Origin of the sequence: Citrobacter sp. wls710, assembly GCF_005281115.1 — a bacterium.
In the GTDB taxonomy this organism is placed as follows: domain Bacteria; phylum Pseudomonadota; class Gammaproteobacteria; order Enterobacterales; family Enterobacteriaceae; genus Citrobacter; species Citrobacter werkmanii.
The window spans coordinates 1-21,406 of sequence record NZ_SZXD01000006.1 but is presented as its reverse complement, the minus strand read 5'-3'; the positions used below and the strand labels follow the sequence as shown (position 1 = coordinate 21,406).

General features: G+C 52.5%; 23 protein-coding genes and 2 pseudogenes. 22 read left to right on the top strand and 3 right to left on the bottom strand.

What is annotated here, in order from left to right; all coding sequences use genetic code 11:
* Positions 1–8 precede the first annotated feature (8 nt).
* From traS to FDX14_RS01990, 21 genes and pseudogenes are all read left to right on the top strand, one after another.
* Complete coding sequence (gene traS / locus FDX14_RS02110) at positions 9–488, top strand: conjugative transfer entry exclusion protein TraS (protein ID WP_001405921.1); 480 nt, start codon at positions 9–11, stop codon at positions 486–488.
* Positions 489–536: 48 nt separating this feature from the next.
* Positions 537–1,268 carry a conjugal transfer complement resistance protein TraT gene (traT, locus tag FDX14_RS02105; RefSeq protein ID WP_000782451.1) on the top strand — a complete coding sequence of 244 codons (732 nt, stop codon included), beginning with the start codon at positions 537–539 and terminating at the stop codon, positions 1,266–1,268.
* A 202-nt stretch (positions 1,269–1,470) separates the two neighbouring features.
* Positions 1,471–2,208, top strand: a complete 738-nt coding sequence (locus tag FDX14_RS02100; RefSeq protein WP_000199905.1) for a hypothetical protein — start codon at positions 1,471–1,473, stop codon at positions 2,206–2,208.
* Between the two features lie 50 nt (positions 2,209–2,258).
* Entirely contained in the window at positions 2,259–4,433 is a 2,175-nt protein-coding gene (gene traD / locus FDX14_RS02095; protein WP_137348930.1) for a type IV conjugative transfer system coupling protein TraD, read from the top strand.
* On the top strand, positions 4,433–9,703 hold the full coding sequence (gene traI, locus FDX14_RS02090; protein WP_137348929.1) for a conjugative transfer relaxase/helicase TraI: 5,271 nt from the start codon (positions 4,433–4,435) through the stop codon (positions 9,701–9,703). The genes traD and traI overlap by 1 nt, the downstream gene beginning before the upstream one ends.
* A 19-nt stretch (positions 9,704–9,722) precedes the next feature.
* A complete protein-coding gene (gene traX / locus FDX14_RS02085) occupies positions 9,723–10,469 on the top strand; it encodes a conjugal transfer pilus acetylase TraX (protein ID WP_001530462.1) in 747 nt (248 codons plus the stop codon).
* Positions 10,470–10,523: 54 nt separating this feature from the next.
* On the top strand, positions 10,524–11,081 hold the full coding sequence (locus FDX14_RS02080; RefSeq protein ID WP_000139329.1) for a fertility inhibition protein FinO: 558 nt from the start codon (positions 10,524–10,526) through the stop codon (positions 11,079–11,081).
* Between the two features lie 151 nt (positions 11,082–11,232).
* Positions 11,233–11,436, top strand: a complete 204-nt coding sequence (locus tag FDX14_RS02075; protein ID WP_001336517.1) for a hypothetical protein — start codon at positions 11,233–11,235, stop codon at positions 11,434–11,436.
* Positions 11,437–12,177: 741 nt separating this feature from the next.
* On the top strand, positions 12,178–12,639 hold the full coding sequence (locus FDX14_RS02070; protein ID WP_000760080.1) for a thermonuclease family protein: 462 nt from the start codon (positions 12,178–12,180) through the stop codon (positions 12,637–12,639).
* A 268-nt stretch (positions 12,640–12,907) separates the two neighbouring features.
* On the top strand, positions 12,908–13,126 hold the full coding sequence (locus tag FDX14_RS25360) for a hypothetical protein (RefSeq protein ID WP_113365647.1): 219 nt from the start codon (positions 12,908–12,910) through the stop codon (positions 13,124–13,126).
* Between the two features lie 152 nt (positions 13,127–13,278).
* Positions 13,279–13,716, top strand: a complete 438-nt coding sequence (locus tag FDX14_RS02060; protein WP_000872609.1) for a hypothetical protein — start codon at positions 13,279–13,281, stop codon at positions 13,714–13,716.
* Between the two features lie 198 nt (positions 13,717–13,914).
* Positions 13,915–14,064, top strand: a complete 150-nt coding sequence (locus tag FDX14_RS02050) for a Hok/Gef family protein (protein ID WP_001336447.1) — start codon at positions 13,915–13,917, stop codon at positions 14,062–14,064.
* A 284-nt stretch (positions 14,065–14,348) separates the two neighbouring features.
* Positions 14,349–14,606 carry a replication regulatory protein RepA gene (locus FDX14_RS02045; protein ID WP_000084404.1) on the top strand — a complete coding sequence of 86 codons (258 nt, stop codon included), beginning with the start codon at positions 14,349–14,351 and terminating at the stop codon, positions 14,604–14,606.
* A 234-nt stretch (positions 14,607–14,840) separates the two neighbouring features.
* Positions 14,841–14,915, top strand: a complete 75-nt coding sequence (gene tap, locus FDX14_RS02035) for a RepA leader peptide Tap (protein WP_001365705.1) — start codon at positions 14,841–14,843, stop codon at positions 14,913–14,915.
* The gene (repA, locus tag FDX14_RS02030; RefSeq protein ID WP_016239092.1) at positions 14,908–15,765 is read left to right on the top strand and encodes an incFII family plasmid replication initiator RepA; all 858 of its coding nucleotides are present in this window, start codon (positions 14,908–14,910) and stop codon (positions 15,763–15,765) included. Before tap ends, repA begins: the two co-directional genes overlap by 8 nt.
* Positions 15,766–16,127: 362 nt before the next feature.
* Positions 16,128–16,459, top strand: a pseudogene (locus tag FDX14_RS25695) (replication-associated protein RepA4).
* A 188-nt stretch (positions 16,460–16,647) separates the two neighbouring features.
* The gene (gene yacA, locus FDX14_RS02015) at positions 16,648–16,917 is read left to right on the top strand and encodes a type II toxin-antitoxin system antitoxin YacA (RefSeq protein WP_000079930.1); all 270 of its coding nucleotides are present in this window, start codon (positions 16,648–16,650) and stop codon (positions 16,915–16,917) included.
* Complete coding sequence (gene yacB, locus FDX14_RS02010) at positions 16,917–17,195, top strand: type II toxin-antitoxin system toxin YacB (protein ID WP_001384452.1); 279 nt, start codon at positions 16,917–16,919, stop codon at positions 17,193–17,195. Before yacA ends, yacB begins: the two co-directional genes overlap by 1 nt.
* 45 nt (positions 17,196–17,240) lie before the next feature.
* A complete protein-coding gene (locus FDX14_RS02005; RefSeq protein ID WP_137348927.1) occupies positions 17,241–18,089 on the top strand; it encodes a 3'-5' exonuclease in 849 nt (282 codons plus the stop codon).
* Positions 18,090–18,205: 116 nt separating this feature from the next.
* Complete coding sequence (locus FDX14_RS02000; protein WP_001311056.1) at positions 18,206–18,688, top strand: hypothetical protein; 483 nt, start codon at positions 18,206–18,208, stop codon at positions 18,686–18,688.
* 301 nt (positions 18,689–18,989) lie between these two features.
* Positions 18,990–19,337, top strand: a complete 348-nt coding sequence (locus FDX14_RS01990; protein WP_000142178.1) for a DUF6404 family protein — start codon at positions 18,990–18,992, stop codon at positions 19,335–19,337.
* A gap of 17 nt (positions 19,338–19,354) precedes the next feature.
* On the opposite strand, the gene FDX14_RS01985 is transcribed toward FDX14_RS01990, so the two are convergent.
* Both FDX14_RS01985 and FDX14_RS01980 read right to left on the bottom strand, forming a co-directional pair.
* On the bottom strand, positions 19,355–19,945 hold the full coding sequence (locus FDX14_RS01985; protein WP_020219166.1) for a hypothetical protein: 591 nt from the start codon (positions 19,943–19,945) through the stop codon (positions 19,355–19,357).
* A complete protein-coding gene (locus FDX14_RS01980) occupies positions 19,945–20,202 on the bottom strand; it encodes a hypothetical protein (RefSeq protein WP_000371888.1) in 258 nt (85 codons plus the stop codon). Before FDX14_RS01980 ends, FDX14_RS01985 begins: the two co-directional genes overlap by 1 nt.
* A 328-nt stretch (positions 20,203–20,530) precedes the next feature.
* On the opposite strand from FDX14_RS01980, the pseudogene FDX14_RS25650 reads away from it, so the two are divergent.
* A pseudogene (locus tag FDX14_RS25650) lies at positions 20,531–20,644 on the top strand (N-acetyltransferase); the annotation flags it as partial.
* On the opposite strand, the gene FDX14_RS01970 reads toward FDX14_RS25650, so the two are convergent.
* The coding region (locus FDX14_RS01970; RefSeq protein WP_137348926.1) for an IS3 family transposase at positions 20,638–21,406 on the bottom strand (769 nt) is incomplete at its 5' end. The pseudogene FDX14_RS25650 and the gene FDX14_RS01970 sit on opposite strands and share 7 nt — an antisense overlap.

The window sequence follows — 21,406 nt, the reverse complement described above, 5'->3', positions numbered from 1 at the left end:
AGATGATAATGAGATGTTTAACCCATATTACTCTGGTAACGGTGATACAGTTTATCGCCTGTTATCTGGCTAGTTGGGGGAATGCCGAAACAATTTTTATGCTGTTCTTCATAGTACTATGGCAGGGACTGTTTATATGGTTGTTCTCTCAAATACGAAAAAAACGGAATGTGTCGGATGAGTTTAAGTTTAGTAAAGGCGTTTGGTATATAACGATGCCAGTATCTTCCTTACTCTCTCCATTATTAAGCCTGATGGTTTTTATCATTGGTACACTATACGAATTAAGGCGAGTTAGTGGTTGTGTAAGCGTAAGAGAATGGATGCAATCTCAGGTAAATGAACAAACTAATGAAGATTTGCATCTGGATTTTGATAATATGGATTTTCATCGTACTAATCCTGCAACAGGGTTACCTATGTCAGGTATTGGTGTGGATATCGGTGGTAATTCATATGGTTATAGTTCAAAACGATATGATGAGTGAATCTTAATTTGTATATTATGACGTTTTATTCAATATGAAGGAACATTGATGAAAATGAAAAAATTGATGATGGTTGCACTGGTCAGTTCCACTCTGGCCCTTTCAGGGTGTGGTGCGATGAGCACAGCAATCAAGAAGCGTAACCTTGAGGTGAAGACTCAGATGAGTGAGACCATCTGGCTTGAACCCGCCAGCGAACGCACGGTATTTCTGCAGATCAAAAACACGTCTGATAAAGACATGAGTGGGCTGCAGGGCAAAATTGCTGATGCTGTGAAAGCAAAAGGATATCAGGTGGTGACTTCTCCGGATAAAGCCTACTACTGGATTCAGGCGAATGTGCTGAAGGCCGATAAGATGGATCTGCGGGAGTCTCAGGGATGGCTGAACCGTGGTTATGAAGGCGCAGCAGTTGGTGCAGCGTTAGGTGCCGGTATTACCGGCTATAACTCAAATTCTGCCGGTGCCACACTCGGTGTAGGCCTTGCTGCTGGTCTGGTGGGTATGGCTGCAGATGCGATGGTGGAAGATGTGAACTATACCATGATCACGGATGTACAGATTGCAGAGCGTACTAAGGCAACGGTGACAACGGATAATGTTGCCGCCCTGCGTCAGGGCACATCAGGTGCGAAAATTCAGACCAGTACTGAAACAGGTAACCAGCATAAATACCAGACCCGTGTGGTTTCAAATGCGAACAAGGTTAACCTGAAATTTGAAGAGGCGAAGCCTGTTCTCGAAGACCAACTGGCCAAATCAATCGCAAATATTCTCTGAACCTCGTCAGGAGGCTGATCTGACCGGCCTCCTTGCTGACGCCTCGCGTTGCTCGTTGTCCAACCCCGGGATGTAACAAAATAAATTTTGTCACCTCCCGGCGTTTCCGAAATAAATATGAAAACACTGAGCGGTTGTGCAAATTCTTTGTGCGACCGTGAAGTGTTGCCGGCGAAGCCGGGATCTTCCGGAGAAAGTCATTATGACATCAGACAATATCGCTGAATATGTTGGTGAGAATAATCAATTTACTGAGAAGCCTGTAACTGAATACCCCCCGGTGATACAGGATAATACAGTGACCACTAAAGACTATCTGTACAGCAATAATATTGATACTGACCTTTTAGTGGTTATCGGAGGGCTTATTGTTATATTGTTTCTCATGATGCTTATCATGTACTTTATTAATTCTCTCAGGCATAAGGAATTAACTGAAATACTGACAAAAATATCTTTTCCTGAAAAATCCGGGAGCAATTTGCTTAAACCGGAGGCGGTCAGCTGTAATTTGTTGTCCCTGTGTGTGCTGGCACCGGTATTCTGTACACCCAGAAAGCTGGCTGAAGTTTCCAGGGAGATCATCGTGGCGAGTGCGCAGGAAATTGCATGGACGCCGGGGAGCAGTCGTATTGATGGCCACCAGGCGGAGAATATCACCTGGGCGATTTCATCGCAGTCTCCTGCCGATAAGTATGATCTCATCAATAAAACGTCCTGTGTTTCTCCTGACAGTGGCCGTTTTTATGAACCGGACACAGTTCTGGATCACCGTGAACGGGTACGCCTTTTTATTCAGATCCAGTTTCCGCATGGGAGTGACTGGTCTGAAGTATTGCGCCTGACTGACATTGTTACAGAGAAGGTCTCTTCCGGCAGGACTGCAGGCGGGCATCACCACCGGCATACAGGGTACACCTGGTCTGTTTCTGTGAATTAACCCCACATCATCCTTTTCTGCCCTGTTCCAGATTTTCCCGGAGTTTCATCATGAGTTTTAACGCAAAGGATATGACCCAGGGCGGTCAGATTGCGTCCATGCGTATCCGCATGTTCAGCCAGATCGCCAATATCATGCTTTACTGCCTGTTTATTTTTTTCTGGATCCTCATTGGTCTGGTCTTATGGGTAAAAATAAGCTGGCAGACGTTTATCAACGGCTGTATTTACTGGTGGTGTACGTCACTGGAAGGCATGCGGGATTTAATAAAATCCCAGCCGGTCTATGAGATCCAGTATTACGGCAAAACCTTCCGGATGAACGCTGCCCAGGTACTGCATGATAAATATATGATCTGGTGCGGAGAGCAGCTATGGTCTGCATTCGTTCTGGCGTCTGTCGTGGCCCTGGTTATTTGCCTGATCACCTTCTTTGTTGTCTCCTGGATTCTGGGGCGTCAGGGTAAACAACAGAGCGAAAATGAAGTCACAGGTGGTCGTCAGCTGACAGACAATCCGAAAGACGTTGCCCGGATGCTGAAAAAAGACGGCAAGGACTCCGATATCCGGATTGGCGACCTGCCGATTATCCGGGATTCCGAAATCCAGAACTTCTGTCTGCACGGCACGGTCGGGGCCGGTAAGTCGGAGGTTATCCGTCGTCTGGCCAACTATGCCCGTCAGCGCGGTGATATGGTGGTGATTTATGACCGTTCAGGGGAATTTGTTAAAAGTTACTATGATCCCTCCATCGATAAAATCCTGAATCCGCTGGATGCCCGCTGTGCCGCATGGGATTTGTGGAAGGAGTGCCTGACACAGCCGGATTTTGATAATACCGCGAACACGCTGATCCCTATGGGTACAAAAGAGGACCCGTTCTGGCAGGGTTCAGGACGTACCATTTTTGCGGAAGCGGCGTACCTGATGCGTAATGACCCCAACCGCAGCTACAGCAAACTGGTGGACACACTGCTTTCCATCAAAATTGAAAAACTGCGTACCTTCCTGCGTAATTCACCGGCGGCCAACCTGGTGGAAGAGAAAATTGAGAAAACGGCGATTTCCATCCGTGCTGTGCTGACCAACTACGTGAAAGCCATCCGTTACCTGCAGGGGATTGAGCATAACGGTGATCCCTTCACCATCCGTGACTGGATGCGTGGTGTCCGGGAAGATCAGAAAAACGGCTGGCTGTTTATTTCGTCGAACGCCGACACCCATGCCTCCCTGAAGCCTGTGATCTCCATGTGGCTGTCCATTGCCATTCGTGGTCTGCTGGCAATGGGAGAAAACCGTAACCGTCGTGTGTGGTTTTTCTGTGATGAGTTACCCACGTTACACAAACTGCCGGATCTGGTGGAGATCCTGCCGGAAGCCCGTAAGTTCGGTGGCTGTTATGTGTTTGGTATCCAGTCCTATGCCCAGCTGGAAGATATCTACGGTGAGAAAGCGGCGGCCACGCTGTTTGACGTCATGAACACCCGTGCTTTTTTCCGTTCCCCGAGCCATAAGATTGCAGAGTTCGCTGCCGGTGAGATTGGTGAGAAAGAGCACCTGAAAGCCAGCGAGCAGTATTCCTACGGTGCTGACCCGGTACGTGACGGGGTATCGACCGGTAAGGATATGGAGCGTCAGACGCTGGTCAGTTATTCCGACATTCAGTCTCTGCCGGATCTGACCTGCTATGTCACTCTGCCCGGACCGTATCCGGCAGTCAAACTCTCTCTGAAATATCAGGCACGACCGAAGGTCGCTCCGGAGTTTATTCCGCGTGACATCAACCCGGAAATGGAGAACCGTCTGAGTGCCGTACTTGCCGCAAGGGAAGCAGAAGGTCGTCAGATGGCCAGCCTCTTTGAACCGGAGGTTGCCTCCGGAGAAGATGTGACTCAGGCTGGAGAAGATGTGACTCAGCCACAACAGCCACAACAGCCACAACAGCCAGTGTCTTCTGTCATCAATGATAAGAAGTCAGATGCAGGTGTGAGTGTTCCGGCAGGGGGGATCGAGCAGGAGCTGAAAATGAAACCGGAAGAAGAGATGGAACAGCAACTGCCACCCGGGATCAGTGAATCCGGTGAAGTGGTGGATATGGCCGCTTATGAGGCATGGCAACAGGAAAATCATCCGGACATCCAGCAGCATATGCAGCGTCGTGAAGAGGTGAACATTAATGTGCACCGGGAGCGCGGGGAGGATGTTGAGCCGGGAGATGATTTCTGATGTTGAGTTTCAGCGTTGTTAAATCGGCAGGCAGTGCCGGAAACTATTACACCGACAAGGATAATTACTATGTGCTGGGCAGCATGGGAGAACGCTGGGCTGGTCAGGGGGCTGAACAGCTTGGGCTGCAGGGCAGCGTCGATAAGGATGTTTTTACCCGTCTTCTGGAGGGCAGGCTGCCGGACGGGGCGGATTTAAGCCGCATGCAGGATGGCAGTAATAAGCATCGTCCCGGCTACGACCTGACCTTCTCCGCCCCCAAAAGTGTCTCCATGATGGCCATGCTCGGGGGGGATAAACGTCTTATTGATGCACATAACCAGGCCGTGGATTTTGCTGTCCGTCAGGTGGAGGCGCTGGCTTCCACACGGGTGATGACGGACGGACAGTCAGAAACGGTGCTGACCGGTAATCTGGTGATGGCACTGTTTAACCATGACACCAGTCGCGATCAGGACCCACAGTTACACACGCATGTAGTGGTGGCTAATGTCACGCAGCATAACGGCGAGTGGAAGACACTGAGCAGTGACAAAGTGGGGAAAACCGGATTTTCCGAGAACGTGCTAGCGAACCGGATTGCGTTCGGGAAAATATATCAGAGTGAGTTACGTCAGCGCGTTGAGGCGCTGGGTTATGAAACCGAAGTGGTCGGTAAGCACGGTATGTGGGAGATGCCGGGCGTACCGGTGGAGGCCTTTTCCAGTCGTTCACAGGCTATCAGGGAGGCCGTCGGTGAAGACGCCTCGCTGAAATCCCGGGATGTGGCGGCACTGGATACGCGAAAATCCAAACAGCACGTCGATCCTGAAGTCAGAATGGCTGAATGGATGCAGACGCTGAAGGAAACCGGGTTCGACATCCGGGCATATCGTGACGCGGCGGATCAGCGTGCGGAGACCCGCACGCAGGCGCCCGGGCCAGCTTCACAGGACGGGCCGGATGTGCAGCAGGCGGTGACACAGGCGATTGCCGGATTAAGTGAACGAAAAGTGCAGTTCACGTACACGGACGTGCTGGCCAGGACGGTCGGCATACTGCCGCCGGAAAATGGTGTGATTGAACGGGCACGCGCCGGTATCGATGAGGCCATCAGCCGTGAGCAGCTTATCCCCCTCGATCGTGAGAAGGGGATGTTCACGTCCGGGATTCATGTGCTCGATGAGCTGTCAGTCCGGGCACTCAGTCGTGACATCATGAAACAGAACCGGGTGACCGTACATCCGGAGAAAAGTGTCCCCCGGACGGCCGGTTACAGCGATGCCGTCAGTGTTCTGGCACAGGATCGCCCGTCGCTGGCCATTGTGTCCGGGCAGGGCGGTGCAGCCGGGCAGCGTGAGCGGGTGGCTGAACTGGCAATGATGGCCCGGGAGCAGGGGCGGGAGGTGCAGATTATCGCCGCTGACCGTCGCTCGCAGATGAACCTGAAGCAGGATGAACGGCTGTCCGGTGAGCTGATAACCGGACGTCGTCAGCTGCAGGAGGGCATGGCCTTCACGCCGGGCAGTACCGTTATCGTCGACCAGGGCGAAAAACTCTCCCTGAAAGAGACGTTAACCCTGCTGGACGGTGCCGCACGTCATAACGTACAGGTCCTGATAACCGACAGCGGGCAGCGAACCGGTACAGGCAGTGCGCTGATGGCCATGAAGGATGCCGGGGTGAACACGTATCGCTGGCAGGGCGGAGAACAGCGACCGGCAACCATCATCAGTGAACCGGACCGGAATGTCCGCTATGACCGGCTGGCCGGAGATTTTGCGGCCAGCGTGAAAGCCGGAGAAGAGAGCGTGGCACAGGTCAGCGGGGTACGGGAACAGGCCATACTGACACAGGCCATTCGCAGTGAGCTGAAAACACAGGGTGTGCTCGGACACCCGGAGGTGACCATGACCGCCCTGTCACCGGTCTGGCTGGACAGCCGGAGCCGTTATCTGCGGGATATGTACCGACCGGGGATGGTGATGGAGCAGTGGAACCCGGAGACACGCAGTCATGACCGCTATGTTATCGACCGGGTGACGGCGCAGAGTCACAGCCTGACCCTGCGGGATGCGCAGGGCGAAACGCAGGTGGTGCGTATTTCCTCCCTGGACAGCAGCTGGTCGCTGTTCCGGCCGGAAAAAATGCCGGTGGCAGACGGCGAGCGACTGAGGGTGACAGGGAAAATTCCCGGACTCCGCGTCTCCGGCGGTGACCGCCTGCAGGTGGCATCCGTCAGTGAAGATGCGATGACGGTTGTTGTGCCGGGGCGGGCTGAACCGGCCACCCTGCCTGTGGCTGATTCACCGTTCACGGCACTGAAGCTGGAGAACGGCTGGGTGGAAACGCCCGGGCATTCCGTCAGTGACAGTGCGACGGTGTTTGCCTCCGTCACACAGATGGCAATGGACAACGCCACCCTGAACGGTCTGGCCCGCAGCGGTCGTGATGTCCGGCTGTATTCCTCACTGGATGAAACCCGTACTGCGGAAAAACTCGCCCGCCATCCGTCCTTTACGGTGGTTTCTGAGCAGATAAAGGCGCGTGCCGGTGAGACATTGCTGGAAACCGCTATCAGTCTGCAGAAAGCCGGGCTTCACACGCCGGCACAGCAGGCCATTCATCTGGCCCTTCCTGTGCTGGAAAGTAAAAACCTGGCCTTCAGCATGGTGGACCTGCTGACAGAGGCGAAGTCGTTTGCTGCAGAAGGAACCGGTTTTACTGAACTGGGAGGGGAAATCAATGCGCAGATAAAACGCGGTGACTTACTGTATGTGGATGTGGCAAAAGGCTATGGCACAGGCCTGCTGGTTTCCCGTGCGTCGTATGAGGCAGAAAAGAGCATTCTTCGCCATATTCTCGAAGGCAAGGAGGCGGTCACGCCGCTGATGGAGAGAGTACCCGGCGAACTCATGGAGACGTTAACGTCGGGACAGCGTGCCGCCACCCGTATGATACTGGAAACGTCCGACCGTTTCACGGTGGTACAGGGGTATGCCGGTGTGGGTAAGACCACTCAGTTCCGGGCGGTGATGTCAGCCGTGAACATGCTGCCGGAGAGTGAGCGTCCCCGGGTTGTGGGGCTGGGGCCCACGCACCGTGCGGTCGGTGAGATGCGCAGCGCCGGCGTGGATGCACAGACACTGGCGTCCTTTCTGCATGACACGCAGCTGCAGCAGCGCAGCGGAGAAACGCCGGATTTCAGCAACACGCTGTTTCTGCTCGATGAGAGCTCAATGGTGGGCAATACCGACATGGCACGGGCATACGCCCTGATTGCGGCCGGTGGCGGTCGTGCTGTGGCCAGCGGTGACACGGACCAGCTGCAGGCCATCGCGCCCGGTCAGCCTTTCCGTCTCCAGCAGACGCGCAGTGCTGCCGATGTGGCCATCATGAAGGAGATTGTGCGTCAGACGCCGGAACTGCGGGAGGCGGTATACAGCCTGATTAACCGGGATGTGGAAAGGGCACTGTCCGGGCTTGAGAGTGTGAAACCGTCTCAGGTGCCACGTCTGGAGGGCGCATGGGCACCGGAGCACTCCGTGACGGAGTTCAGTCACAGCCAGGAAGCGAAACTGGCAGAAGCGCAGCAGAAGGCGATGCTGAAAGGCGAGGCTTTCCCGGATATCCCCATGACACTGTATGAGGCCATTGTCCGCGACTATACCGGCAGGACACCGGAAGCACGGGAGCAGACGCTGATTGTCACGCACCTGAATGAGGACCGGCGCGTACTGAACAGCATGATTCATGATGCACGGGAAAAGGCCGGTGAGCTGGGCAAAGAGCAGGTCATGGTGCCTGTCCTGAACACAGCGAATATACGTGACGGAGAACTGCGTCGTCTCTCCACCTGGGAGAAAACCCCGGATGCCCTTGCCCTGGTGGATAGTGTGTATCACCGGATTGCCGGTATCAGCAAGGATGACGGGCTGATAACCCTGCAGGATGCGGAAGGTAACACGCGGCTGATTTCGCCCCGGGAGGCGGTGGCTGAAGGTGTCACACTGTACACACCAGACAAAATCCGGGTGGGGACCGGCGACCGGATGCGCTTCACGAAGAGTGACCGGGAGCGCGGTTATGTGGCCAACAGCGTCTGGACGGTGACAGCGGTTTCCGGTGACAGTGTCACGCTATCGGACGGACAGCAGACCCGGGTGATTCGCCCCGGCCAGGAGCGGGCAGAGCAACATATTGACCTGGCCTATGCCATCACTGCCCACGGTGCGCAGGGGGCGAGTGAAACCTTTGCCATCGCGCTTGAAGGCACGGAAGGTAACCGGAAACAGATGGCCGGCTTTGAGTCAGCCTACGTGGCCCTGTCGCGTATGAAGCAGCATGTGCAGGTGTACACCGATAACCGTCAGGGCTGGACGGATGCCATTAACAATGCCGTACAGAAAGGAACTGCCCACGATGTGCTGGAGCCGAAACCGGACCGGGAGGTCATGAATGCAGAGCGGCTGTTCAGTACGGCGCGGGAACTGCGGGACGTGGCGGCAGGGCGTGCTGTTCTCCGTCAGGCGGGGCTGGCCGGGGGAGACAGTCCGGCACGGTTTATTGCACCGGGGCGCAAATATCCGCAGCCGTATGTGGCACTGCCGGCGTTTGACCGTAACGGCAAGTCAGCAGGTATCTGGCTGAACCCACTGACCACGGATGACGGAAACGGGCTGCGGGGATTCAGTGGTGAAGGACGGGTGAAAGGCAGCGGGGATGCGCAGTTCGTGGCCCTGCAGGGCAGCCGTAACGGAGAGAGCCTGCTGGCTGATAATATGCAGGATGGTGTCCGGATTGCCCGTGATAATCCTGACAGCGGTGTGGTGGTGAGAATCGCCGGTGAAGGTCGTCCGTGGAATCCCGGTGCCATCACCGGTGGTCGCGTGTGGGGGGATATCCCGGACAACAGTGTCCAGCCGGGAGCCGGAAATGGCGAACCGGTCACGGCAGAGGTGCTGGCACAGCGGCAGGCTGAAGAGGCCATCCGTCGTGAAACGGAACGCCGCGCAGATGAAATTGTCCGTAAAATGGCAGAGAACAAACCTGACCTGCCGGATGGCAAAACAGAGCAGGCTGTCAGGGAGATTGCCGGGCAGGAGCGTGACCGGGCTGCCATAACTGAACGGGAAGCCGCGCTGCCGGAGAGTGTGCTGCGTGAACCTCAACGGGTGCGGGAAGCTGTCAGGGAAATTGCCCGGGAAAATCTGCTGCAGGAGCGACTTCAGCAGATGGAGCGGGATATGGTCCGTGACCTGCAGAAAGAGAAAACCCTGGGCGGAGACTGATACAGGAAGATAAACGCTGATGACAACGGATAACACGAACACGACACGTAACGATTCACTGGCTGCACGGACCGATACCTGGTTTCAGTCATTTCTGGTCTGGTCACCCGGACAGCGGGATATCATCAAAACGGTGGCACTGGTGCTGATGGTACTGGACCACATCAATCTGATATTCCAGCTGAAGCAGGAATGGATGTTTCTGGCCGGGCGAGGAGCCTTTCCGCTGTTTGCCCTGGTGTGGGGGCTGAATCTGTCCCGTCATGCGCATATCCGGCAACCGGCCATTAACCGGCTGTGGGGATGGGGAATTATTGCCCAGTTCGCATATTATCTGGCCGGCTTTCCCTGGTATGAGGGGAATATCCTGTTTGCCTTTGCAGTGGCGGCACAGGTGCTGACGTGGTGTGAAACGCGCAGTGGGTGGCGTACAGCAGCGGCCATTCTTCTGATGGCCCTGTGGGGGCCTTTGTCCGGCTCCAGTTACGGCATTGCCGGGCTGCTGATGCTGGCAGTCAGCCACCGGCTGTACCGGGCGGAAGACAGAGCGGAACGTCTGGCGCTGGTCGCCTGCCTGCTGGCTGTTATTCCGGCGCTTAACCTTGCCACCAGTGATGCAGCGGCGGTGGCTGGTCTTGTGATGACGGTGCTGACCGTTGGTCTGGTGTCCTGTGCAGGAAAATCATTACCCCGTTTCTGGCCCGGGGATTTTTTCCCGGTATTCTACGCCTGTCATCTGGCTGTGCTGGGCGTTCTGGCGCTGTGACGGGTGTGGTATCTTTGACCGTAACAGGATGATTCGTCAGAGGCAGAACACAGCATGACAGAGCAGAAGCGACCGGTACTGACACTGAAGCGGAAAACGGAAGGGGAGACGCCTGTCCGCAGGCGGAAAACCATCATCAATGTCACCACGCCACCAAAGTGGAAGGTGAAAAAGCAGAAGCTGGCCGAGAAAGCAGCCCGGGAAGCGGAGCTGGCGGCAAAAAAAGCGCAGGCCAGACAGGCGCTGTCCATTTATCTGACGCTGCCCTCGCTGGATGAGGCGGTGAACACTCTGAAACCCTGGTGGCCGGGATTGTTTGACGGTAACACGCCCAGGCTTCTTGCCTGTGGTATCCGGGAGGTTTTACTGGATGAGGTGTTTCAGCGGAATATCCCGCTCTCTCATAAAAAACTCAGCCGGGCGCTGAAAGCTATCACCCGTTCGGAAAGTTATCTGTGTGCAATGAAAGCCGGCGCCTGCCGCTATGATACGGAAGGCTATGTGACAGAACATATCACACAGGAAGAAGAACAGTATGCGCAGGCGCGCCTGGAAAAGGTGCGCAGACAGAACCGGATCAAGGATGAGCTGCGGGCGATCCTGGCGGAATAAAAGAGCCCTCTGTATGACAGAGGGCAACAGCGAGAAAAAATCGGGAAAACAGAAATCCAGAGTTTTGATGGAGAAAACACCCAACCGTTCAGGGATGTTTCAGAATGTTTCTGACATAATCCGGGAGCCGGGTCAAGAGGGGGGATAAAAAATGGCTGTATCCAGTGGATTATCTGAGCACAGCGGTATTTATCGCTATCAGCGCGTGGGGCGTCATGCCGTCCGTCAGGAGATTCGTGGTTTTTTCAGGGAAGCCGCTGAGGCCTGGCAGAATGCGGCCCGGCTGGCACCCTGTGAAGCATGGCGGGATTTTGCCCTGAAGAGGGCATCTGCATGCCGGTGTAAGTGCCGATAAAAATAACCCCCGTCGCGGAGCTCCGGGGGATCAGGCTTATATGGCAGATCGTTATTATTATAGTGGTGTAAGAAGGAGTTGCCCTGTCTTTCAAACGGACATCACAGAGTTAACATATTTCACATCCCGGGTAAGCCAGCAGGGATAAAAAATGTGATGAATTTCAAGAAGCAGAAGGTGACAGTAGCATGCATAACAGTACGGTTATGTCCGGTGAATCTGACAGACAGCCGGGCTGTATTCGCGGCAGGATAAAGAAAAACCGGGAGATGACTCTCCCGGTCCGTCTTATCGCTAATCCCCTGAGCAGGGCATGTATGACTTATCTATGACCGTTATATTCAGCGCCACATCCGGTAGCCTGCGATATAACACAGTTATCCTATCAGTAAGAGCAGGTATGATGAATACACGGAGATTAAAAATATAATCTCCGTCACATGTTACCCCCGGAAACCGGTAACGCCGTCACGGGAAATACGTGACAGAAAAAGCAGCCTCCGTTACTCCAGGTATCAGAAGGCTGAATAATGCATGAGACTTTGTTTCTTATGTGTCTGGTCAGGCTGGCTGACCAGCGTTTTTAGTAACACATAGCCATATGTGTATTAAGCCACCTCATCTTATTTTGTCGAATTGATCACAATTCAACGGTTTATTTTTGGCGTGATACGTGAGCCGTTATTCATCCCGGCATGGAATTCATGCAATCACGAAAAGTAATCAGTGACGGAGAGTAAAATGAAGAAATATATACCAGTGGTATTATTTGTTTTTTCATGTCAGGTATTTTCTGCTGATATTCATGGACGGGTTGTGCGTGTTCTGGATGGTGATACCATTGACGTCATGTTATCTCAGCATCCGGTGCGTGTCCGTCTTGTTAATATTGATGCACCTGAAAAGAAACAGGACTATGGCCGGTGGTCTGAAAAAATAATGAAATCTCTGGTTGCGGGAAAAACGGTTACTGTCACATATTTTCAGCGAGATCGTTATGGTCGTATTCTCGGGCAGGTTTATGCACCAGACGGAATGAATGTTAATCATTTTATGGTCCGTGCAGGCGCTGCATGGGTTTATGAGCAGTACAACACCGATCCTGTTCTTCCCGTCCTGCAGGGAGAAGCACGACAGCAGAAACGTGGTCTGTGGGCAGACAGCGCTCCTGTTCCGCCCTGGGTATGGCGCTCACGGAAATAATGATATTTCTGTGGCTATTGAGTTCTCATTGAAATGCGATATTTAAAAGCATGAAGCATATTACATTATTAACTTATTTCTCTGTTAATGAAAGGTGAACAAATGAACTATCAGGCAGTATCAGAATTAATCACATCGTCTAATCATAATGTTCTTATAGTGTGGGACTCAGCTTCTGAAGTTGATGGTTTTTTAAATAAACTGAATATCACTGATTATAAGTATTATGATTTCAGCCAGATTTACAGTTGTTCTGACAGAACATTAAATGATTATGCGGTTATTTTTTATCAGGGATGCACTGAACGCCAGTGAGCATATTATTATTTTTAATTGTACAGGATGGCCTGATTTGAATAATGAATCTGCCGTCATGCAGTTTGCCAGAGTGGCACGAAAATCAGGAAAACAACTGATAGTCGCAGTAAGAGAACAGGATATGAAAAAAATGGAAGCAGAGTCTGGAAGGATCATAAAAATCCACTGACGCCTTCGCGTTGCTCAGTTGTCCAACCCCGGGGACGGGAAAAAGCAAGTTTTCCCCGTCCCCGGCGTTTCTGAATAAAAACCGGGAAATGGTGGCACAGGGGGAAAGCCGGAACCACCTGTATCCAGATTTTATCTCATAATGGTGAATATATGAAATATGATGATGTGTCAGAATTGATGATTAAATGTGAACACAACATTCTTATTGTTGGTAATACTTACTCCCGAGTTGATAATTTTTTTAAGGGGTATTCTGTACCAGATTCTAAATATTATGATTTCACTCAGATTAACAGTGATTCAGATGCAGAGAGAAATGATCATGCCGTCTCCTTTATCAGGGATGCAATGAATAGTGAAGAGCATATAATTATTTTTAATTGTGTTGGGTGGCCTGATTTAGGTGGTGGATCAGCAGTATCGCAGTTTGCAATGATGGCCAGAAAATTTGGTAAACAACTTATTGTCGCTGTAAGTGAAAAGGATGCCATAAAATTAAAAGACAACTTTAATATTATTGGAACGTTGTCATATGGTAAAGAAAATTTTATTGCCATGAGCCATACGAAAAGCGAGTTCTGTAGTTAAAAGCGGGAAATGGAGGTAATGGTCAGCAACAGGGAATGTGGTATTATCGCGGCGGGTGTCTGAGCCTTTCTGGTTCAGGCAAGACGCAGGTACCAGAAATGCGAAGACCCCACTTGTTAATCCATTAACTCGTGAGGCCTGCATGAAGTACGTAGCACTACTGATTGTAGCCTCTTCCTTGCAGAGAGGTCAAAGTTTATGACGAAATATACCCTTATCGGGTTGCTCGCCGTGTGCGCCACGGTGTTGTGTTTTTCACTGATATTCAGGGAACGGTTATGTGAGCTGAATATTCACAGGGGAAATACAGTGGTGCAGGTAACTCTGGCCTACGAAGCACGGAAGTAAGCTGCCGGGCGGGGGCGGAAGTCCCCGCTTTCCGGAAGTGTGGGGTATTTCAGGGGCAGACACCCGACATGCCAGAAACCGCCGGTCCCGCCCGGGGCCGGCACACAGGTTAAGGCATTTCCTGTTTTTTCAGCCATTTCGCAACAAAAATCACATTAAACAACAGTAATCAGACATGATTTGTGCGCCAACACAGATCTTCGTCACAATTCTCAAGTCGCTGATTTCAAAAAACTGTAGTATCCTCTGCGAAACGATCCCTGTCTGAGAAGAGAGGAGGCGAGATGTCGCAGACAGTAAATGCAGAGACTTCCTCATCGGGAAAAAAACGACCTTACAGAAGGGGTAATCCTGTTCCTGCGAGAGAACGACAAAAAGCGTCTCTTGCAAGAAGGAGTGCCACTCATAAAGCGTTTCATGCCGTCATTCAGCTTCGACTGAAAGAAAAGTTAAGTGAGCTTGCTGATGAAGACGGGATCACTCAGGCACAGATGCTTGAGTGGCTGATAGAGTCAGAGGTTAAGCGCAGAAAATCTTTGTGAATATTTGCGTTTCTTGCTGTTTCAGTGATGAGATGTTAGATTGCTGATCGTTTTAAGGAATTTTGTGGCTGGCCACGCCGTAAGGTGGCAGGGAACTGGTTCTGATGTGGATTTACAGGAGCCAGAAAAGCAAAAACCCCGATAATCTTCTTTAACTTTGGCGAGTCAGAAAGATTACCGGGGCCCACTTAAACCGTATAGCCAACAATTCAGCTATGCGGGGAGTATAGTTATATGCCCGGAAAAGTTCAAGACTTCTTTCTGTGCTCGCTCCTTCTGCGCATTGTAAGTGCAGGATGGTGTGACTGATCTTCAACAAACGTATTACCGCCAGGTAAAGAACCCGAATCCGGTATTTACACCCCGTGAAGGTGCCGGAACGCTGAAGTTTTGCGAAAAACTGATGGAAAAGGCGGTGGGCTTCACCTCCCGTTTTGATTTCGCCATTCATGTGGCGCATGCCCGTTCGCGTGGCCTGCGTCGACGCATGCCACCGGTGCTGCGTCGACGGGCTATTGATGCGCTGCTGCAGGGGCTGTGTTTCCACTATGACCCGCTGGCCAACCGCGTCCAGTGTTCCATCACCACACTGGCCATTGAGTGCGGACTGGCGACAGAGTCCGGTGCAGGAAAACTCTCCATCACCCGAGCCACCCGGGCCCTGACGTTCCTGTCAGAGCTGGGACTGATTACCTACCAGACGGAATATGACCCGCTTATCGGGTGCTACATTCCGACCGATATCACGTTCACACCGGCGCTGTTTGCCGCTCTCGATATCTCAGAAGAGGCGGTGGCTTCCGCACGCCGCAGCCGTGTGGAATGGGAAAACAGACAGCGCAAAAAGCAGGGGCTGGATACCCTGGGTATGGATGAGCTGATAGCGAAAGCCTGGCGTTTTGTGCGTGAGCGTTTCCGCAGTTACCAGACAGAGCTTAAGTCCCGTGGAATAAAACGTGCCCGTGCGCGTCGTGATGCGAACAGGGAACGTCAGGATATCGTCACCCTGGTGAAACGGCAGCTGACGCGTGAAATCTCGGAAGGGCGCTTCTCTGCCAGTCGTGAGGCGGTAAAACGTGAAGTGGAGCGTCGTGTGAAGGAGCGCATGATTCTGTCACGTAACCGCAATTACAGCCGGCTGGCCACCGCTTCCCCCTGAAAGTGACCTCCTCAGAATAATCCGGCCTGCGCCGGAGGAATCCGCACGTCTGAAGCCCGCCAGTACAGAAAAAAACAGCACCACATACAAAAAACAACCTCATCATCCACTTTCAGATGCATCCGGTTCTCTCTGTTTTTGATACAAAACACGCCTCACAGACGGGGAATTTTGCTTATCCACATTAAACTGCAAGGGACTTCCCCATAAGGTTACAACCGTTCATGTCATAAAGCGCCATCCGCCAGCGTTACAGGGTGCAATGTATCTTTTAAACACCTGTTTATATCTCCTTTAAACTACTTAATTATATTCATTTAAAAAGAAAACCTATTCACTGCCTGTCCTGTGGACAGACAGATATGCACCTCCCACCGCAAGCGGCGGGCCCCTACCGGAGCCGCTTTAGTTACAACACTCAGACACAACCACCAGAAAAACCCCGGTCCCGCGCAGAACCGAAACCACAAAGCCCCCCGAAGGGCCGGAACAGAGTCGCTTTTAATTATGAATGTTGTAACTATACTCCATCATCGCTGTCAGTCTTCTCGCTGGAAGTATTGAGTACACGCTCGTAAGCGGCCCTCACGGCCCGCTAACGCGGAGATACGCCCCGACTTCGGGTAAACCCTCGTCGGGACCACTCCGACCGCGCACAGAAGCTCTGTCATGGCTGAAAGCGGGTATGGCTTAGCAGGGCCGGGGATGGGCAAGGTGAAATCTGTCAATCAGTACCGGCTTACGCCGGGCTTCGGCGGTTTTACTCCGGTATCATATGAAACAACAGAGTGCCGCCTTCCATGCCGCTGACGCGGCATATCCTGGTGACGATATCTGAATCGTTATATACTGTGTATATACGTAGTAATGACGAGGTGATAAATGGCACAGGTTAATATGAGTTTAAGAATCGACGCTGAACTGAAGGATGCTTTTATGGCCGCTGCAAAAAGCATGGACCGTAATGGCTCTCAATTAATCCGGGATTTTATGCGCCAGACCGTTGAACGGCAGCATAATACCTGGTTCCGTGACCAGGTTGCGGCAGGACGTCAGCAACTCGAGCGCGGCGATGTGCTTCCCCATGACATGGTCGAATCTTCTGCTGCTGCATGGCGGGATGAAATGAGCAGGAAGGTTGCCGATAAATGATGGAGATATTCTGGACCATGCTGGCCAGCCAGGACAGGAAGCGCATTCGTGAGTACATTGCGGAGCAGAACCTGATGGCCGCCATTGAACTGGACGAACGGATTGGTTATTCAGCCAGCAGCCTGGCCGGGCAGCCGTATAAAGGCCGCAACGGTCGTGTGGAAGGTACCCGGGAACTGGTTATTCACCCGCATTTTGTTCTGGTTTATGAGGTCGACAGCCAGTGGGGAAAAGTATATATCCTGCGTGTATTGCATACTGCACAGAAGTGGCCATAGAGGGGCTGTCCGGATATAAAAACGTCTGACGGAGATGCAAGAACCATGAATAATGATGAGCTGGTCACCAGACGTGCGCAGGCGATTGCCGAAGACAGGTGTTTCTCGAAAGGACGTCTGCGCGATGAATTCAGAATGAAGCCAGCCCCCGGTGCTGAGCCGGTTAAGTGGTATAAAAATACTTATGGTGGCAGGTTCGCTGTATACCGAATTGCAGACTGTGTTCCGATGCGTGAGAAACGCCCTCTGACGAGTAAACAACAGCTGGCTGGCCAGCGGCTTTCCGTTTTATCCCGACTAAACAGCACCAGTGGCCGGATGGCACGGCAGGCATATGACTGGCTGAGTCTGGCACCGCTCTTTCTGGATACTGAAACGACAGGACTGGATAATACCGCGGAAGCCCTGGAAATCGGCCTGACCGATGCGGCCGGTCAGGTGGTATTTGAAACCAGGCTGAAGCCCACGGTCGCCATCGGGGCGCAGGCCGCCGCCGTGCATGGTATCAGTGAGCAGGCACTCTGTGGCGCACCATCATGGACAGATGTGGCTCGGCAACTGCGTCATGCAATCGGGGACCGACCAGTAATTATCTTTAATGCCCGGTTCGATATCCGCATTCTGAAACAGACTGCTGCCGCACATAGCGATCCGGCTGACTGGCTGGAAGAACTGACGGTATATTGTGCGATGGAGCTGGCTGCAGGATATTATAGGGCCACCAACCGCTATGGCACGATTTCACTGGCCAGTGCTGCCAGCCAGGCCGGACTGACCTGGGAAGGGCAGGCACACTCAGCGATCGCCGACGCACGGATGGCGGCAGGGGTGGTAAACGCTATTGCTGCATATCATCTGGAACTGCTGCAGGAACAGGCCCGGCTGAAAATCTGACCGACTGGCCTGTATACCGCAATCATTTACGTTATCCAGACGTAAATCCGCCGCTTGTTTCTGTCAGTATGTTAATGCTAATGTATGCGTACATTAGCATTAATGAGGGATGATATGTGAGAAATAAAACCAGGGAGGCCATGCGGCTTTTTTTAGGCGGCAGGTGCTACACGGCTGAAAAACTTGAAAAGGATTATCTGGCTGAAGTGGCTAATTACAGTAATGACCGCTGGGAAGCACCGCAACGTGCCGCACGCCTGGCTGCCAGCGTAAAGCGTTACAAGACATCAGAAATGCTGCGCTTTATTTTTGCTACCATTGCCTATGATCCCGATCCAGATTTAACCCCGCTGACTGTGAGACGTTTGTGCAAGGCATTGTTCGGCAGAACCGGAAGCCAGTGGCTGGTTGTTGAAGTTTTTGGGGAGAAGGGGCGTCAGCACCGCAGCGCGGACAGCAATCCGGAGATGGTGGAAAAAATGGCTGCCAGATATCGTCATGCCGCCGAACTACACTGGTCCGCAACGCTGGCAGAAATTGAACGGGTAAAGCGGCTTTATCAGACGAAAATTAAGAAATCCAAAAAAGAAGTGGGTTGACGGCCATTGTTATTCTTTTCCTTCATCATTAATGCTAATGTATGCATACATTAGCATTAATGTATGGTGCGTTAAACGTACAATAATTTCGAATATCCAAACTGATCTCATACACGCTTGTAAGCGGCCCTCACGGCCCGCTTACGCGGATTAAGATAATATTTCCTGTTCATCAGCCAGCCTCCTGTTCTCCCTTTCTTTTGTCAGTGTACCGGTGCATGACAACATAATCACAGCATGATAATAATAATCAATAACAATAAGCTGTGTCACGTTTACATCATGGAACGGAGGTGCTCCTGTGACCTTTGAGCATAAAAAAGCCCGGGCCATTGCCCTGATGGACAGCAAAAAGATGTGGCGGAGCAATTATGCCCCTCCTCTTCTGCGTATTCTCTGGCGGCTGGGTATCCGGCTTCCGCCATTACCCTTTATGCCGTTCTGGCAGGTCACTGTGCTGACGGGGGGCTTATGGGGCATTTCCTGGGGATGTGCAATGTGGTTTATCTACTGGGGGCCGTCAGGAATGGTGGCAGGTGAGGCCATTATTATAAGTATCACGGGGAGTTTTTTGTTCGGACTGCTCATGGCCTCTTTCCACTGGTGGCGCAGGAAAGTTAACCTGCTGCCATCATGGGATGATGTGTAAACCGTGCTGGCATGTTTTTACGGAGTGACGCTTTCATTAACCTGTACACGAACTTCTATTCCGGCATCATGACAGGCCTGCAGCCACTGCGCCACTTCCAGCGGATCGCCCTCCCGGCGTACCACTCTGCCTTCTTTATTCCATAACTGCAGACAGGTGCTGCCGTCGAGACGAACCACAAAATCCCCACGGCAGGCCTGATACGTTATGCCGTTCAGCTCCACCGCCAGATCAGTGGCAGAAGTGCCGCCTGCGGGCAGACCTGCTGCCGGGACCAGAGGCAGTACGACGACTTCTGCCGCACGCTGTTCTGCCCGGATGCGGTCCTGTTCTGCCAGCAGCAGAGGCTGTGCCACGGCCCGGCCGGCGTCCGTCAGCTCCACTGCCAGCTGCAGGTTCGGAGCGCGCAGGGTACGCAGCCAGCCGGCATCCTCCAGGCGACGGCAGGAGGCGCGCAGGTTTGGCCCGTAGACCGGGGCTTCCCCGCTTCGCTCCAGCACCCGTTCTATGTCCCGCGTCAGCACGGGTCCCGGCCGTTTTTCATCAAGGGCAGCCAGCACAATCAGCACTCTCCGCTGCAGTGGCGACGGTCGGCGGCTCTGGGTCATTACCTGTCATCCTCCGGCCAGATGAGGTTTCTGAGGCGCTGAAAGTCGGCGTCAATGAGCTCCTGTCTCTTTATGGCATTCATTGAGGCATAGCCATTTATGGCCAGTTCATGCCAGAAGATCAGCACGGCTCCGGCTTTGGCTGACTCGCAGAGATAAATCGCGCCCTGGCTGTCTAGATTGCATTCCCGGATGCGTCGTTCCGCAAACCGGGTCAGTTGTTCATAGCTGAGTGAAAACGTCATTTCCTGATCCATCCTGCACGCCCCATCTGATAATGTTCTGACAGGTAAAAATCATATCATGTATGATTTGTGTGCTCCTGATTTCTGACAATATCAGATATTGTTTCATTTTTAATGATTAAAATCATATCTGATATGATTTTATGTGTGTTGCTAAATTATCATATTCTTTGCCCGTTTCCCGCCGTGCAGATCCGGTTTCCGGCTGAAGTGGATCCAGACCTGATTTGTTGCTGAGTATCGGTAAAAGAGCGGCTTATAAGCTATTCTGAAACATGGCAAGTGAATCTGGGCTGTATAATTCCGGCAAGTGTCATCTGTATTTAAAGGTCGTGTGAGTATGAAATTTATGGAATGTGCTGTCCGGGATGTGATTTATGGGACCAATGTCCGTATTGTCAAACCGGTCAACATTTATGAATGTGAACTCAGGGACTGGATTTGCCCCTATATTTCCAGACACCTGTTATCACTTAACCCATTACTGGCTTGCTGCCGTAGATATTCCCGTGGCGAGCGATAACCCAGTGCACTATGCGGATGCCATTCGTTATAATGCTCGAACGCCTCTGCAAGGTTCTTTGCTGCCGTTAACCCGTCTGGTTTGGGCATGACACTGATGTAGTCACGCTTTATCGTTTTCACGAAGCTCTCTGCTATGCCGTTACTCTCCGGACTCCGCACCGCCGTGCTCTTCGGTTCAAGCCCCAACATCCGGGCAAACTGCCGTGTTTCATTAGCCCGGTAGCATGAACCATTATCCGTCAGCCACTCTACTGGAGACGCCGGAAGCTCGTTGCCGAAGCGGCGTTCCACCGCTCCCAGCATGACGTCCTGTACTGTTTCACTGTTGAAGCCGCCCGTAGTGACCGCCCAGTGCAGTGCCTCACGGTCACAGCAGTCCAGCGCGAACGTGACTCGCAGTTTTTCTCCGTTATCACAGCGGAACTCGAACCCGTCAGAGCACCATCGCTGATTACTTTCTTTCCCAGCCACTCTGCCTGTATGTGCCCGTTTCGATGGCGGTACAGCAGGTTTTCGCTCAAGCAACAGCGCATTCTGGCGCATGATCCGGTAAACACGTTTGGCATTGATCGCAGGCATACCATCAAGTTCTGCCTGTCTGCGAAGCAGCGCCCATACCCGACGATAACCATACGTGGGCAGCTCTCCGATAACATGGTGTATACGGAGAAGCACATCCGTATCATCAGTG